The sequence below is a fragment of the Streptosporangium sp. NPDC087985 genome (assembly GCF_044741965.1).
Taxonomy (GTDB): Bacteria; Actinomycetota; Actinomycetes; order Streptosporangiales; family Streptosporangiaceae; genus Streptosporangium.
Map to the genome: position 1 here is coordinate 19,972 of NZ_JBIUTQ010000032.1, position 15,888 is coordinate 35,859.

At 62.8% G+C, this 15,888-nt stretch carries 9 protein-coding genes; 4 read left to right on the forward strand and 5 right to left on the reverse strand.

Annotated elements, in window-relative coordinates:
* The first annotated feature begins 52 nt into the window (after positions 1 to 52).
* Entirely contained in the window at positions 53 to 808 is a 756-nt protein-coding gene (locus tag ACIN94_RS31490; RefSeq protein WP_400714202.1) for a hypothetical protein, read from the forward strand.
* Between the two features lie 892 nt (positions 809 to 1,700).
* Entirely contained in the window at positions 1,701 to 2,387 is a 687-nt protein-coding gene (locus ACIN94_RS31495; RefSeq protein WP_400714204.1) for a DUF2637 domain-containing protein, read from the forward strand.
* Between the two features lie 654 nt (positions 2,388 to 3,041).
* Here the strand turns inward: ACIN94_RS31495 and ACIN94_RS31500 are convergent.
* The 4 genes from ACIN94_RS31500 to ACIN94_RS31515 form a co-directional block, all read right to left on the reverse strand.
* On the reverse strand, positions 3,042 to 5,984 hold the full coding sequence (locus ACIN94_RS31500) for an RNaseH domain-containing protein (RefSeq protein WP_400714207.1): 2,943 nt from the start codon (positions 5,982 to 5,984) through the stop codon (positions 3,042 to 3,044).
* A 31-nt stretch (positions 5,985 to 6,015) separates the two neighbouring features.
* Positions 6,016 to 9,330, reverse strand: coding sequence for a hypothetical protein (locus ACIN94_RS31505; RefSeq protein WP_400714210.1), 3,315 nt, complete (start codon positions 9,328 to 9,330; stop codon positions 6,016 to 6,018).
* A complete protein-coding gene (locus tag ACIN94_RS31510; RefSeq protein ID WP_400714213.1) occupies positions 9,327 to 10,598 on the reverse strand; it encodes a hypothetical protein in 1,272 nt (423 codons plus the stop codon). Before ACIN94_RS31510 ends, ACIN94_RS31505 begins: the two co-directional genes overlap by 4 nt.
* A 65-nt stretch (positions 10,599 to 10,663) precedes the next feature.
* The gene (locus tag ACIN94_RS31515; RefSeq protein WP_400714216.1) at positions 10,664 to 11,926 is read right to left on the reverse strand and encodes a helix-turn-helix transcriptional regulator; all 1,263 of its coding nucleotides are present in this window, start codon (positions 11,924 to 11,926) and stop codon (positions 10,664 to 10,666) included.
* Between the two features lie 37 nt (positions 11,927 to 11,963).
* Between ACIN94_RS31515 and ACIN94_RS31520 the strand changes: the two genes are divergently transcribed.
* The gene (locus ACIN94_RS31520; protein ID WP_400714219.1) at positions 11,964 to 13,103 is read left to right on the forward strand and encodes a hypothetical protein; all 1,140 of its coding nucleotides are present in this window, start codon (positions 11,964 to 11,966) and stop codon (positions 13,101 to 13,103) included.
* A gap of 713 nt (positions 13,104 to 13,816) precedes the next feature.
* Positions 13,817 to 14,653, forward strand: coding sequence for a hypothetical protein (locus ACIN94_RS31525; RefSeq protein ID WP_400714222.1), 837 nt, complete (start codon positions 13,817 to 13,819; stop codon positions 14,651 to 14,653).
* A gap of 385 nt (positions 14,654 to 15,038) precedes the next feature.
* On the opposite strand, the gene ACIN94_RS31530 is transcribed toward ACIN94_RS31525, so the two are convergent.
* The gene (locus ACIN94_RS31530; RefSeq protein WP_400714225.1) at positions 15,039 to 15,698 is read right to left on the reverse strand and encodes a hypothetical protein; all 660 of its coding nucleotides are present in this window, start codon (positions 15,696 to 15,698) and stop codon (positions 15,039 to 15,041) included.
* Positions 15,699 to 15,888 lie beyond the last annotated feature (190 nt).

The window sequence follows — 15,888 nt, forward strand, 5'->3', positions numbered from 1 at the left end:
ACGCTGGTCGAGCACGACCCAGTCCACCAGTTCATGATCCGAAGGAGATCCCATGTCCCTGTCCGCCGAAGCGTTTCCGTCCGCGCCCGCGTCACCCACGCGAGTCCGTCGCCACATCGCGTTCCGCATCATCGTCGCCGCGATCGCGCTGCTGCTCATCGTCGGATTCGGCGTGTGGCTGTCGATCTTCACGCCGTGGGTGAGCTTCGCCGACACCACAGACCACGGCTGGACCCGCACGCCGGAACTGCACCGGACGGCCGACACCGTGAGCGCCGCGGTCATGGGCGCGGTCGGCGCCGCGGGCATCGCCCTCGCCGTACTGCCGCGCCGGCGGTCGACGCTCACCGCCTGGTTCGTCGCGATGGTCGCGGCGATTGGCATCACCAGCGTGGTCTCGTCGGTCATCCAGGGTCACGACCTCGTCGGCGCCGCGATCTTCGCGGTCGGATGGCTCGCGCTGCTCGTCGTGCCGACCGTGCTCCTCGCGCCCGACCGCCGCAGCCTGCCCGCAGGCGGTGTCGCGTCGGAGGACCGACCGCGCGGGCTGCTCCTCGCGGCGCTCTGGGCGCTCGTCGTCGCGGGAGCCCTCATCGCGGTCGGCGCGATCGTCTGGCGGCTCGCCGGCGGCATCATCGAGAACCCGCGCGAGGACGACGTCATCGGCTTCGTGCTGCTCGGCCTCGCGTTCGCGCTCGGCGGGGCGCAGTGCCTCCGCGCCCGCGAGAGCTGGCGCACGCTCGCGATCATCCTGGCCGCGGTGACGGCGTACACCGTCGTGGCAGGGGTGTCGCTCGCGCTCGGCTGACGCGCTGCGTGGGTCGAGTAGCGCCGCAGGCGCGTATCGAAACCGGCGGCTGGGTCTCGAGACGCGGCGCACGCGCCGCTCCTCGACCCGCACAGGCCGAGTTCGGGCGGCTCAGGAACCCGGCGCCATCGCGCTGATCAGTTCGTATGCGACGTGACTCGCCGCGACCGCGGTAAGCTGGCGCGCGCGTACCGCCCCCCTCGCGACCGCTGCGAGCGGACGGCCGAGGCGCCGAAGAGCGCTGCGGACGCAGAGGGTCCCCCGGGCCGCCACAGGAGCAGTACCCGGACCAGGCGCGCCCGGAATGACGATTATTGGTCACCACCAGCCTCGCAGCAGCGCGCACCGTGCATTACATTCGCACCTTGGTGTTGCGCCTGCGGGCCAAACGGCAGATCCGGCATAGGCCATGAGGTCCCGCCCGGGGGCGTGGCAGCGACGCGGGAGCGGCGCTCGGCAGATGGGAGTTCGTGTCGGAGGGGGGACTTGAACCGTTCGCCCATCTCCTGAGCAGCACCGACGCTCCGTGGCTGGACCTCTCATGCCCAGAATAGGCGCGCAGAGAGGGGGCGGTGCCCACACCCACCTCAACGAGATTGGGTCCTACCTTGCGGCACACGCCCATGCCGGGGAAGCCCAACAACCGCCAGTTCAGGATCCTCAGCAGACGATCTCAACTGCGCTCAGGGCAGCGGTGGTAAGGGGGCAGGAGCTCGGTGATCGCAGCACCGAACCCCTTCCTGCATCCCAGCAACCTGATCAACCCGGAAGCCAAGCCGTGCGCCGCCCCTCGACACCAGAAATTGCCGGGGAGGTGATTCCGGTCGAAGGGGCTTGGGTCGAGCGTACTCAGCGTGATCGGTACGGGGATCGGATCATCCTGGGCTTTGCGGTGGCTGTCCTGCTGGCGGTCGCTGGCGCGGCCGCCTACGTCTCGTACCACCACTTCTACGGTCTGGCGATCGCTCTGGGTGAGCGGCACGACATGGCCATTCTGTATCCGGCGATGTCCGACGGTGTGATCGTCATGGCGTCGCTGGTGATGGTCTACTGCTCGCGTCGTCGGCTACGTGTGCCGGTGCTGGCGTGGGTGGCGCTTGCATTGGGCGGGGCGGTGACGCTGGCTGCGAACGTGGCGCACGGCTGGTCCGGCGGACTCGGATCGCGCCTGGTCAGCGCTCTGGCACCGCTGGCCTTCGCGGGCGCCTACGAACTGCTCATGTGGATCGTCCGGAACACCCGGCAACCGTCCATCGAGACGCTGACCAAGGAGCACATGTGCCAGCCCGTTGAGACTCTCGTCGAGGTGGAACGCGTGGTGCCGGTGCTGCCCACCGACCGGTACGAGGCGGCGCGGCTCACCTATATCGAGAGCCTTAGTGAGGGCAATCAGCGGGTCGGCCGACGCCCGCTGATGAGCCGGTGGGGACTGGAACAGCGTGAGGCCGAGGAGATCATCACCGAGGTGGAGAAGGAGCGGGCCCACGCCATCAAGGCGAAGAGTGCCGAGGTGGCTGATTCGGGGAGTGTCGTGCCGCCGCTGGGCGGCCTCCGTTCAACCGGCACGAGCGAGGCCTGAGGCAGCGTAATGAAGGACATCGATAACGGGGTGGTCAGGCCGTCCTCCAGTCGTCCAGCCTGGTCATCGGGCGGCTTCCCATCTTGAAACGATTAAGGTTCTGGGTCGCGATAAGGCATTTATCGCGACCCAGGATTGACACCAAGATCAATTTGGGTTCCGCGGAGCATGGGCGCGTGCAGCCGAACTCCGCTTGCGACTAGAGGATTCGTACGTCCGAAGAAACGGTAATCATTCGTGTGGATACGTCACCGACAAGCTAGAGATCCTCCTCCTCAATGGAGGAGGTGACGCCAGGTAGCAGTTCCGCTTTGGGAAAAAGCGATCTGGTATGTGAGGTGGTGGGGCGCCAGGGATTCGAATCCTGAACCTACGGATTAAAAGTTCGCAGTTTTACTGTCGTCCAATGCCGAAGACTGTCTATTTCTATTAGATCGCCCGGATTTGCCGCTGCCAAAGTCCCCGCCGGTGATGCGCAATGCCGCCCCGTATCGCGTACCAATAAGCAACCGCCGAGCAACCAGTCATTACCAGCCCTCCTTTGCCGAAACGAGATCGTGTTATCTGGGCTGTTTCACATGCATTCTGAACTGCCGAATCAGCCGCGGGCAAGTCCTCCGAATGCGACTTGTTCGGCAGTCGAGCTAGCGCAGCCTATTCGTCGGCAGCATCGTCTTCCTGCTCCTCGGGCGGTGCTGACCGTCGGTATTGAGGATGGTCGAGATCCATCTGTTTCGCTGCATGCAGAGGCACGGGATAACGGGAACGGTCAGACCAGGCGATGGTCTGGTGGCACAGACGCGCGGTCGCCCGAGCAAGCATCGCCTTGTCGACGCCCTTGCCGATACCAACAGGGTAGATCTCGGTTGCCGTGATGGCATACCACGGGGTTTTGAGCTGGTTAGTCTCCCGTTCCCCGACGTCGCCGGCCCGGCCCGGATCTGCGTCCCAACGTGTGAAGGTCCTGCCCAAGTCTCCGCCCTTTGCCTGGTAGTTGCGCGGAATGTTGAAGAGAACCCAGAAGGGGTCTCCGAAGTCAACCTCGGCGCGGTGCAGCTTGGCCGATGTGAAATCGATCAAATCCGGCTCGGTATCCGATTCGCTCTCACGAGCAACAGGAACGTACTGAGGAACCTCTTTGGGTTCGACGTTCATCCGGATGACGGCGCTCGGCTTCTTGCGCGGTGCGTTCTTGCCCTTGCCATGCCCTGGCAGCCAGGTGCGCGGATCGGTGATGTCGTCTTCGTTGTAGCTCTGGTTCTCGTTGTGCAGGCCCGTCCACATTCGACGGCAGGCAAGCCCGTCGACCATGACGACGTAGCTCATGCCGGGTTCCAACTCGTCTCGGACGAGGCTGGCGAGCGCGTCTTCGACGTGGGTCGCTGCCTCTGCCCAGCGTTCCTTGTCCGTCTTGGCCTTCCCGTCGACATGAAGTGCGTAGTCACTGGCGTGGAAAGCGTTGATCGCCTGTCGGTAGGGCAGCCACGAACCTGTTAGTGGCGTCCACGCTCGCATTGTCCAGACACCGCCCTCCTCTTCAGGAGGGAACAGTGCAGTGGCGATGACAATTCGCTTGGTCTGTTTGTCGTCGACTGTCTTTGCCTGTCGGCGCACGTGGATACCGCAGTAGACGATACTTCCGGCCTCTTTCCCCTTCTTGTCCTTGGCGATGGCTCGCGCTAGGCGCTGGTCGATGATGCCAAGCGAGCGATACAGATCCATTAGCGCCATGTAAGCGGCGTGATCTTTCCCCGGCATCGGAGGGCTGATCTCTGTGCTGGGATTTCCGAACGCCCCCTGCTTCATCCCTTTCGTGAACTGGCAGACGAAGTCCTTTTTGGCCAGAAGGCGGCGGACTTGGAATTTTCCGTCATACCGCTCCTTTCGGAGCAAGTAGGCGTTCCGCTTCTCTCCTTCTCTCCTCTTCACAAGCGGGATCTCGGTCTCGCACCAGGCAGCGACCATCACGTTCGAGCCGCTACCAGCGAAGTCGCCTTCGAAGGATCTGAACTCCTCGACTCGGTTGATGTCATCGCCGTGTGACAGGAAGCGTTCAGCCTTGCGGAATACCACGCTGATGCCGGGAACGAGGAGGACCTCTTCGCCTGACTGCGGATCACCGATTGACGGGCTGTCAGGGAAGGCCAGGGACAGCGCATTGATCATGCGCAGGCGGGTGCTGTGGCGATACCAGAGGCATACGATCCGCAGGTGATCGAAGCCTTGAGCGTTGACGGAAGCGGCTATCTCCTCGGGTGAGGGAAAGCCGATGGTGTGGAGGAGTTCGCCGGCTTCGATCCGTTGAGCCCGTTCCTGAGGAGACATCTTCTGTTTGTCTGTGGGGCGCGGCTCGAAGATCATCGGTTCCACCGCGAAGCTCACCCAGCTGGTTTTCTCGCCGAGCACCTTGGTGACATGCTCGGCTAGAAGCCGCAGGTGAAGGGTTCCTGGTCCCGTGCCCACGGCGAAGTTGTCGTTCTTCGGCATGAGGGGGCGGATAGTTCCGGCGTCGGGAGTGATGAACGACGGGAATTCCCCATTGGCGGCGGCCTTCTCGAGCACAGTCCGTTCTTGCGTGACACGCACCTGAAGTTCCTGCAAAAGACTGACGTCCATCTTGTCGCGCGCGAGCAACTCCAGCGCCCGATGGTTGACTTCTCGGACGCTACCGCTGCGCACCAGTTCGGTGTAGAGGATCGGAAGACCATCGCTGCCCTGGTAGATGTTCGTCGACTTGGCGAAGACCATGTTGCTGTGAACGCGGGTTACGTGCGCGTCCAGGAAGATGACGGGGTCGACGACGTTGGGCACGGTCTTCATGACTACAGAGAATCTGGACATCGCGTACTGGGCTGCGGTGGCGTCGTTCACCACGGTCCCGTCGTCACGAATGTTGTACTTGCGCCCGAAGGGGTGGTCCCAAGCGATTAACCCACCACTGCTGTCGGGGAGGTACGTGACCTCCCGTTTGTTCGGGTTGGCCTTCCAGCCCATCGTGCGGTTCTTGAAGACTTGCCGGCCGTCAGCGTCCAATTTGAGAGAGCCGTCCGTCTCCTTGGCAGGAACCTGCTTAGTGATCGGAACGAGGTCATAGATGGTGAACTTCTGCTCAGCGAGCTTCTTGGAGACCACCCAAGGCACAGCCACGTACATCCAGGCAGGGCACTGAGGCTGCCTGCCCTGCATCGGTTTGAGAGACCGTGCCATCTCGAACTCCACCTCAGGCGTGCTCGCGATGGCATCGGCCACCAGCGGGACGTCTAGAAGGATGGCCTGATCGGTGGACAGCCCCTTGCTGTAGCCGACGATGCACCGGAAAACACGGCGCAGGGTGTCGTCGTCGATCTTCTCCAGCGAGACCAGGAAGCCGAGGCCTCGGTCGAGGTGGACGTAGCCGCCGGTTTTGATCTTCAGATAAGTGATGGCGGTTGAGTAAGGAAGGTTCCTCTTCTCATCGTCCCCGTCCCCTCTCAGCTTCTCCCATTCATCACGCACGCTCCGCGAGAAGTTGCGTACGTACACCTTCTGACCCTGAACGAGTTCGGGGGTACAGCGCAGGGTGAGGGCCCGCGGAAGGGCAGCAGTGCTGTCGCTCAATGCTGTGACTCTTTCGGGATGAAGCGCTGGGCTATGTGGAAAGGGTGAGGTCGACGCCTGCGTAGCCTAGGAAGGCATTGACCGCTTCGCCGTACAGTTCGGCCATCTGCCGGCGTTCTTCTGGCAGCCATCGCGAGGCCATGCGTTCGATGATGCTGGCCAGGTCGGAACTCCAAGTCTCATCGTGGAAGGCATAGTCCACAAAGTGCAGTTCCATATTGGTGCCGCCGCGTCGAGCTCGGCCAGCGAGCTGGATGAGGGACACCAGCATTCCGGCGACCATTTGCTCTTGAAGGATGAGGTCCATGGTCGACAGCTGCGGAGAGGAACGCATGATAGTGGCCAGGTGATCTCGTGCTGCGGTGCGGGCCGTTTGCAGAACCTCGGTTGGATCTGCGGCGCCTGACGTGGGTAGTGAGTTAATGCCCGCTGCGTTGACGCTGCCGTACATCCAAGCAGGATCATCGATGATCAGCGGGGGCCTCACACACAAATAGATGGAGTGGATAGCTGAACGAAGATTGACGACGATGTTAAGTCCTCTGGCGATGTTAGCCAGTGGAGCAATCAGGATGTCGCCGAATTGGGGAAATTCCTCGACCTCTTCGACCGTGATGCGGCGGACCAGCGACGGGTCGGGGAGATGGCGGACGTTGCTAAGACGGTCTTCCTCTCGGACGAGGACGCACACCTTGTGAGAGAGCCCTTTCGCCTTGGCGAGGCCGGTGGCGATGTGGCCGCACTGCTCGTAGCTGTTGGCTGTAAGGATCACTCGTGCACGATCTTCATCGGTCTTGGCCAGGCGTGCGAGTTTCTTGGACAATTTCGTCTCGTACAGGCGCTCGCCGATTTCTCGCAGGGCTTCGGGTTTGTCCGAAGGGAACTGGCCAGCGATCGGGATGCGTTCCCCAGTCTTTCTGTGGCCATCCCCATAAGTGACAGCCGAGGACTCGACCAAGATCGATTCCTCTTGGGCGTCGGTCATCCACCACATGACGGGCGCGTGGACGTGTTCTTTGACCGCCTGCGGGAAGTAGGCGGTGGCGGAAAGGCCGAAGATAGGCCGCTCCACGCCCGCGGTGATCAGGGAGACCAGCCCACCGAGCTCTGATACATAGGTGTGCGGGTCGCCAGCCATATGCTGCGTGGAAAGCTTGGCGTCCTTCTCCGGGTTCTTCATACCGGTGACCCGATATCCGTTGATCGGCCTGCCGATCATCCCATGCGGGAGGACGTCGGCGATGCCGCCGGAGTGCATGGTATCGATGATGCGGTTGGCGGAAAGTAAGCCGGAGTGACGCAGAGACTGGGCGGTGTCGCGCAGCCGGGCAAGAGACCAGTCTAGTTCGCTCATCAAGGTGCGGATGAGGAGGTGGTCGATGGCCTGGCTGCGTGCACGGCCGTCACTGATCATCGGCGTGAGTGCCTCGTGCAGCCTGAGTTTGAGTTCGTCGCGCTGGTTGATGCCGCGTGGTGACACGGCTGTCCCGAGGATGCGCCCGACGCGCTCCCATTCGGGGTCCAGAAGTATGGGTGTGGGAGCCGCCTCGTCGTCTGCACCGAAGTCGGGGGCCGGGACGAGAGCGTTGAGCCGATCGATAGCATCGCTCGGAAGCGGCTCTCCATCGCCCACCTGATGTTCGGGGAAGAGCAGGCGTATGAGTTCGCGATCCTTGGCGCGAGCCAGGCGCCATCCTTCGTAGTCATATTCGTGTCGCAGCCTCGGGACTTTAGAGTCGTCGCGGTGGTTGAGCCGGAATACCTTGGTGCACAGTCCGGTCAGCAATGACTCGGCCATGAGCCGGACGTGGCTGACCGGTTCGATGAGCTGGTCCTCATACCGCAGAGGAAGATGCTTGGCCGCAGTGTCGAGAATTTGCGGTTCTGCGGTCCACGGGCGCCGGGAGTGCAGGTCGACTGTGGTGGCGCACCGATCTACGGCGACGGACTGGAAGGCATCGATCTCGTCGATGATGACGAAGTCACTGGCGCGGAGCACGAACTCGCGGACGGTGACAGAACGGACCGGGCGTCCGTCGATCTGGATGCCCACCCGCATGGTGCCTTGGATGAAGTTATGGTGATTCGTGACGATCACCGTGGCATGGGCAGCCCGGTAGGCGGGTGTGAACTTGCCGCAGGTCGGGATCCAGGGGCAGGCCAATGTCTCTCCGCCGCTGTGGAGGCTCAGGCAGTTCTCCTTGCCGGGACGGTAGATGCCGGCGGATTCGAGCCAGTGCTGCTGTGCGCATCCGTAGGCGAGGTGATCGACGTCACGGTGCCCTCGCTTGCCCCATTCCCCGGGAGCCTCGGGGTTTTCCTTGACCAAAGACGCATGCTTGAGGGCCCGCTCGTACCGCGAGGACGGCGACATCAGTGGGGCGCACGTCGCGAGATGGCTGGTCTTGTCTTCCCTGTGCAGTATCTCGAGGTCGCGGTTGATATCCCAAGCTGAGGCGAGCGTGGCTTTGACGTCGGGGACGAGGAGAGTGACGCGGTAGTCGTTAAGCGCAGCCCAGGAGCCCAAGAGGCGAACCAGTACAGACTTACCGGTTCCCGTAGGTGCATGGAAGATCTGTGTTCGGCCAGTCAGGAGGTCCAGCATGTTGACGTTGTCCGTATCGCGAGCCTTGAGCCGGTCGAGCAGTCCCGTCAGCACCCTGTGCAACCAGGGGCCTGTTTTCGTGCCGTTGTACTGGGTGTCCAGGAGTCGTGCGATGTCCTTGAGCTCCTGAACGGGCACTGGGACCGAACCCAGGCCAGGCCGGGTGGTGAGGGCGGGAAGCGAGTCGTGGCCCAGCGGCTGGGTGAAAGCGGGAAAGCGGGGGATGGTGACGCGTCCGTGAACGACCTCATTGCCTTCGGTGCGTTCGCTCGTCTCGTATGTCTTGCCCGGCGCTGCGAAGTCGTGGGGCTTTCGCCGGCTGCTGGGTCGGCGGAAGGGAGCGAGAAGGCGATTGGCGTAGCCAATGTAGTCCTCTCCCAGATGGGGATGGGCCGCTGTCGCAGTGAGCGGATCCCCGACCAGGGTGAACAGGTTGAGGGGGATCTCCTCATCCTCGTGCTCGGAGTCCAGGGCTCCCAGGAGAATCCGCGCGGCGGTGGCGAAACGGTTTTCGTCGACGAGGTCGGGGTTGCTGAGGTTCATCACCTCCGCTACGAGCAGCCGTTCCTCATTGCTCAGCTCGTTCCATCGCCCCCACGCCTGTGGCTTGCAGCTGGCGAAGAAAGCTGCGTGGCGGAAGGAGGCCACAGGCTTGCCGTTGTCGTCCTGCTCTGGGAAGTATTCGGCGGCGAGGGCCAGCGCGGCATGAATGAAAGCGTCCTTGGCAGTCATCTGACTCATGCCCACTCCACCCCGGCGCTCCGGCAGACCAGCTGGGCAAAGTCGGTCATGGTCGCGACCTTCATTCTGTACTTGTCGCAGGTCACAGTGAGAAGAGGGATCTGGTCAGCTCGGTGGTCGGGAATGACGAGCCATTCGGCGCCGCCCTTGTCGCCTTCATTGCGATGCAGGCTCTGCGCCAGGACACGGCCGTGGGTGTAGTCCTTCACATCCACGGTGAAGACGTGAGTGCTCCCGTCGGGGCCTTTGACCTCGATGCGATGGTCGTACGCATCGCTCATCGGCCAGAGCCTGACGGCCTCGTCCACATCTGCCTGATTGGCGGCCAGCCGCTCACGCAGGACGGAGTGCAAACGCAACTCGTGCAGGCCCGGCACACAGGTGTAACGCCACACTCCGCGTTTGAGGGCCAGATGTCCCTCCACTGGCTTCGCCTCCGGCACGGCACCGACAGCGCCGAGCGCGAGTGCCGCCTCGCGCGGAGCGGGAGTGTCGGGGCTGTCAGAGTGCAGCTGTGGCGCATCTCCGGATGTCGGCCGGAACATGAAACTGGCACCGATCTCGGCGTGACGGGCGTAGAGGCAGCCGACGCGATAGTACTCGCGGCCCGCGCCCATCCGCTTGCTGATCTTCATGGGCCACTTGCACACGGTGCAGGGGAACCACCAGGTGCGATAGATGGCGTGGTAGGGGATCGCCTCGTAGTAGGCGATCGCGTTGAGAGGTAGGCCGCGCCCGTTCAGCTCAGCGACCGTGCCGGCAGGACATTCCACCAGTGTGGAACGGTCCTTGACGTACTGGGTGTCGCCGCGGCCTTTGAGGATCTCGTACATCTGATCCTGATCGATCTCGTCCTGGAGTTGCTCCTCTGTGAATCGCATCCGGCCGGTCCTCTGAAGCCGCTTCAAGATCCGGTGCAGCTGAGAGATCTCCCACTGCAGGTCGAAGGCGTCGGCAGTGACGCAACCCTCGGCATCGACGACAGGGAAGTTGAGATCGTCGAAGCCCGAGCGGTCCAGCCACGGCGGGAGCAGGCCGTCGATCGGGCCGCGCAGTCTTTCGCGGAACTCACCGAACGACAACGGCACTCCAGGGCCGTACGCGGCGAGTAGGTCGCCGTGGTACTGCATCAGCTTCTCGGCCCGGTGCCTAGGGTTCAGGCCCGGGGTCGCGATCGTCTCGCAGGCTTTGATGAAGGCGAAGTTGATTAGGCGGAACGCCTCGAAATGAGAGAACGTCAGGCCGTCATCGTCGGCATGGGTTGTCACCGGAGACACCGTAGAGCACGGGGCCGACAAAAGCCGGAACAGCTTCGGGCCGCCCTAAATGATCACTATGGTGGAGGCGCGACATTCGGATATATGTCTGTGTATATGTGCAGATAAGCCGCAATATGCTGCCGTCCGAGTGCGGTGGCGTGCCACCGGTATTCGAGGACGTGCGTATCACCTGGCGCCATCAGGGGACGCAGTTCGATAAATCCTCTACTGGGATGTGCTTGCCGTTTGGGCCGGTAGCCGACAGCCAGATAGAACAAAGACTTACCAGCCAACTCGCTCTCATGGAGACCTTCCATGCCGGCGCCGGCGACACGCAGCAGGACACCCCACAGCCATTCGGACAGAAGATGTGAGGGTGTCGCCGGCTCTGCAGGTTCCCCCAGCCCAGCACGCGCGCAGGCACGGCCCCGGCGAGTGATCTCCACCAGAGTGCGATCCACCTCGCCGACCCCGGGAATCTCCACGCGGTCCTTGGCCACCTTGACCAAGCCCAGTCGCTCCAGGGCGTGGAGAGTGGCTCCGGCGCCCTGATCGTGAACGCCGACGCTCCGCAGGCGCAACTGAAGGCGAGTGTGACCGACCAGCTTGGCGGGTGCGTCGAGAGAAAACGGTAGCCTCCGCCACAGCCTGGCCGGTGGAACCCGGGCCTGGTTCTGACGGCGCATCCACATTTCAGCTTCGGTCATACGGTCGTCCCGCAGGATCTCACCAAGATAGACCCGCTGCCGATCGTTCAAACTGTCCCAGCCCACGACTGCTGAGGTCGGCGGACCGTGCCGCTCATGTTCGGGCAGGCTCGGAGGCTCATCCATGGGCCGAGTACGCATCCAGGCATCCATGACCATACGTACTGGCACCTCGTACAAGGCGGCCAACTGCTGTACAAGCCGCCCTGTGCACTCCGGCTTCCTCCAGTTCCACCCAGACACCTGACGATTCCGCTCCAGGCTGCGGATCTTGTGGGCGTCCACGAACAGCTCACCGCCGACGGCAGTGGCGCGAAGTCGGGTGGCGGCCTCCTCCGCCGTGAGACCAGCGGCATACCGGAGGTCAACCAACATCTCGGTTCCGCTGCGCGTACCCGTGAGATCGGCAGTGGCGCAGCCGAGAGCATGAGCGAGACGTCTCATGTTTCTGGCTTCGGGCGCATACCTGCCCTCCTCCCAGTACACCACCAGGCGATATGTGACCCCCACGCGATCAGCAAGCTCTTGTGGCGTGAGTCCAGCCTGCTCGCGCAGCGCCCGGATCTTGGTGTGCTCAACGGACAGCAAACGTCTCGACATACCCTTAGCAGACTTCAGTGAAGACTTCATTGCAACTACCGAACGAGCCAGAGTCCAGGTGCGTGGAATGCCCAAGATGTTCTTGGTGTGGTCCGCTTGGGTGAAGAATGGCGTGGTGGCAGACGTGGAGAGCTTGATCGGCCAGGTATGGGGTCCGGATGTTCGACCGCTGGTCGAGGAGGCTTGGCGCTGCTACAACGCCGGCGCGATCCGCGCCTGCATCACCACGACGTGGAGCGCCGTTACCGCCGACATCATCACCAAGCTCGTGCGGCTGGCCGATGACGGTGACGGTCAGGCCGTCTCGTTCCGCACCGCGCTGTCCGATGCCCAGAAGAAGGGATTGAGCAAGGAAGGCGTACGGGCCATGCAGGCCATCGAGGCGAGCCTGCTGGACAAGGCCGTGGAGTTCGAGCTCATCGACTCGATCGGCTCACGCGAGCTGGAGCGTATCCGCGAGGATCGCAACCTGTGCGCGCATCCTTCGCTGCGCACGCTCGGGGACGTCTACGAGCCACGGCCAGAAGTCGCCCGAGGCCATCTGGCTGTCGCGCTGGCGACCCTGCTCACCCATCCTCCGACACAGGGCCGCAAGGTCGTCGACGAGTTCAGCACCTACATCTGCGACCCGTTCTTCGTGCCTACGTATCCGCACATGCAGGCCACCTTCTTCGACCGGGTCCGAACTGCGACTCGCAAAACCATCGTCAGTTTCGCCGCCAAGCATGCCCTGCTTGAACTCGATCCCGACGGGCGCCTGCCTGCCGCTGAACATTCCGACAGGATGGCTTTGGCCCTGATCGCCTTCGCGCAGCGGGACCGAGAGCTGGTCCGCTCGGCCATTTCCGCGCAAAGCGAGAGGTTCCAGGTGCTCGAAGGTGCCGCCCAGCTGCGTGCCTCGGTGCGGTTGGGAGACCAGGACTTCTTCTGGAGCATGGTGGACCAGGCACTGGCCACACGGCTTCAGGAGATGGTGGCCAAGTTGTCCACCCCCGTCGAGTGGGAGCCGCTTCCCCCCCGCGACGGCTGCTGCCATTGCCCTGGTTCGGAGCCCGTACGCGCGCGAACGATTGTCAGTGCTGGAAACGCGGTTCACCGAGCTGTCCTGGACCCATCGTCTCGGGGTAGCCACCATGCATCCCGACCCGTACTTCGTGTCGGCGGTGGTCCAATTCATCGACGAAGCTGGCAGCTGGCGTACGGGTGAGCAGGCTGGGCGGATACTCGTCCAACACGCTCCTTTCCTGACCATCGAGACCTTGCGAGAAGCCTTGAACGGCTGGTGGGAAAACTCAGAGTGCCGGACCGCGGCAGACATGCCGAATCTCGCCGTACTCCTCTTCCACGGCACATCACACCTCGGTCCCCAACGCGCCCCCGTGTTCGGCGAGTTCCTAACCAACGTTCGAGCGCTGGAAGGCGAAGGTGAGTACTACAGCTACCCAGCGCTGGAAGAAGCTCTGAGTCGGTCGGGATACAACCCTTCAGCGGCTGGTAGATGAGCCGCGAACGTTCGCCGCTCTTGTAGTAGACCAGGGCGGCGATGTTCACTCGTCCGCTCCCGTTGGCGCGGACGTGCACCACCGGGATCCGCCGAGGCCACGTGTCGCTATGTTGACAGGAGGGTCGAGTCTGACTCCCATCTCAGGGGGAACGATCGATGCCAGCGCAGTAAATGATCTTCAAAGGCTGCTCGACCCTGTGATAGCACCCATCCGTGAATGCCTCTCTCCCACACTTTCTCGTCGAGCGGCTCTGTATTTCTGTTCAGATGAATTGACGGGGACATTCGTGCCGTAGTTTGGCATGAGCTGCCGCTACATTCATCCGAGGGTGCGCTACCGGGCTGATTCACCAAAGCGCTAAGGGTGAATGTCTTGAAAGGGTAGCATTTGCCGGATTTGAAAGGTGAGCAGGTTTATGGACGTCGGTGATGTCTGGGGGTTCAGAGATCAGCCGAAGGTCGTCGGGGGGCGGGTTTACCAGGTGGAGGTGGTCCGGGTCGATGGGCCGCGAAAACACGGCGATCTGCATGTACGTTTCCTCGATGGCGAGGAGGCCGGGCTGCAGGAGTGGGTGGCGCGTGGTCAACTGGTCGCTCCGTGGGCTGACGTCGGGGCGTTCCTTGATGACGATCGCCGGTGGGCGGCAGCGATTGAAAGCTCACGTGAGGTTCGAGGTAGCGCGGAATTCGAGGTGGCCAAGCTGCTCTTCGGTCATGTTCGGCCGAAGAACAGGATTCGTCTCCGGCATGCTGTCGCGGATGCCGGAGTGATGGAGATCGCCGATCTCGATGGGGTGGCGTCGTGGCTTGATCTCGACCCTCAGGAACTGCGTAAGGAGCCGCTGGCCTTTGAGGACAGATTCGGAACCTATGTCGCTTCGTGGCCGACGACTCGTCAGGTGGCCATGCGAGTGGCCCAGGTTCTGGGTGGAGACATCCTCAAGGCCATGGCGAAGCAGGAAGAAGCGCTGAAGACACAACGCCGGAACGAGTCCTGGTACGGACATGAGAAGACCAACCGCGAACTGGAGCGGTTGGAGACCGTCGTCGGCACACTCTATGAGTGGTGCGGTAAGGAAGTCATCGACCGTTATGACGAGCTCAAGGCCTTACGGGCCGAGGTCGAACGTCTGGGTGGGCTGGTCCAGCGTGCAGTGTCGGAGTTGAGGGCCCGCAAATGTCACGCTATCGCCGCCACCATTGAGGCCGACCTCGGCGTCCATGTGACCAGCTTTCGCGGTAGGCATCGCTGACCTGTGTTCGCTGTTCGGATTGAGGTCGGTAATACTCCTTTTGGGGGCCATGGGGACTCCAGTCCCCGAGGTAAGGGCGTAGGTCGTCTGGGGCTGGGTCCTTGTCGAAGCCCGCGTGGGCGAGACGGGATGGACCGCGGAGTGGATCCATGCGGTCGGCGATCGCGTGTCCCCACTCGATCCAGGGTCGCAGGAGTTCGGCTTCACCTGGCTCCTGGCAGCCAGCCGCGGCTTGGTCGAGCGCGGCGCAGAATTCGCGGATTTCGCTGGCCGCCCCCCAGGCATCCAAGGCATTGGCGAATGTCGTGTTGCGGTAGTCATCAACTGCGCGGCTCCGGGCCTGCACCATCGCGGCCCCCCAGCGCGCCCGCTTCGCGGCTTCTTCTCATTCTTGTTCGGCGAGCCACTCCTCGTATTGCTGTCTCTGGGCGAGGGCAGCCTGTTCCGCAGCCCCGGCGCGATGCTCGATCTCCTTGACGACCTCGCGTACTTTGCTTTCCACCAGCGAGCGCGAACTATCCGTCCACTGGTCGCGTCGGCTATGTGGCGACTGGGGTAACTCCAGGCGAAGGCGTCCCGTTGGTACGGACTCGTATTGCACGGGGACTCGCTGCCAGGCATAAGGTCTTCGGCGTTTTTCCTCGGGACCTGGCTCGCGGACTACCTGGTCCTGTTCCTCTTTGACGGCAACCGGGTACTGCCCCGTACCGGCCTGTATGTACAGTCCGCGAGCTTTGCGTTTCTTGGACATCGCGAGTTTGTGGCCGCGGCGGCGGGCTTCTTCTGCAAGGGACTTGACCAGGTCGATGGCCCGGGGCCTGAGTGCCTCGGAGACGGCCAGTACCTCGGGATGATCCCGAAGCAGCTTGCCCAGCGCGTCGGCATCGGTGACCTTGTCGCGTGCACTGAGGCGGATGCGGTTCCAGTCCGTCTCGTTCGGATGCGCGTCGTCGAAGAGCCGGATGATCAGATCGCCGCCATTTCGGCCGGTGTGCCGTAGATGGAAACCTGCGGGTACCAGGTTGTGTTGTTTGGCCGCGTGCATCGCCCGCCGGTAGGACGCGCGTGTCTCCTGGTCAGGGTTCTGGATCTCGAGGGTTCCCCCATTGTGTTTGAGGTGCTCCAGAGATTCCGGACAGACCACTCGCTAGGGTGGTAACAGTTCGAAGGAGATGGAAACGTGCCGAAAGGTTCCAGGCGTAGGTTCAGCCAGGAGTTCAAGGACGAGGCTGTGC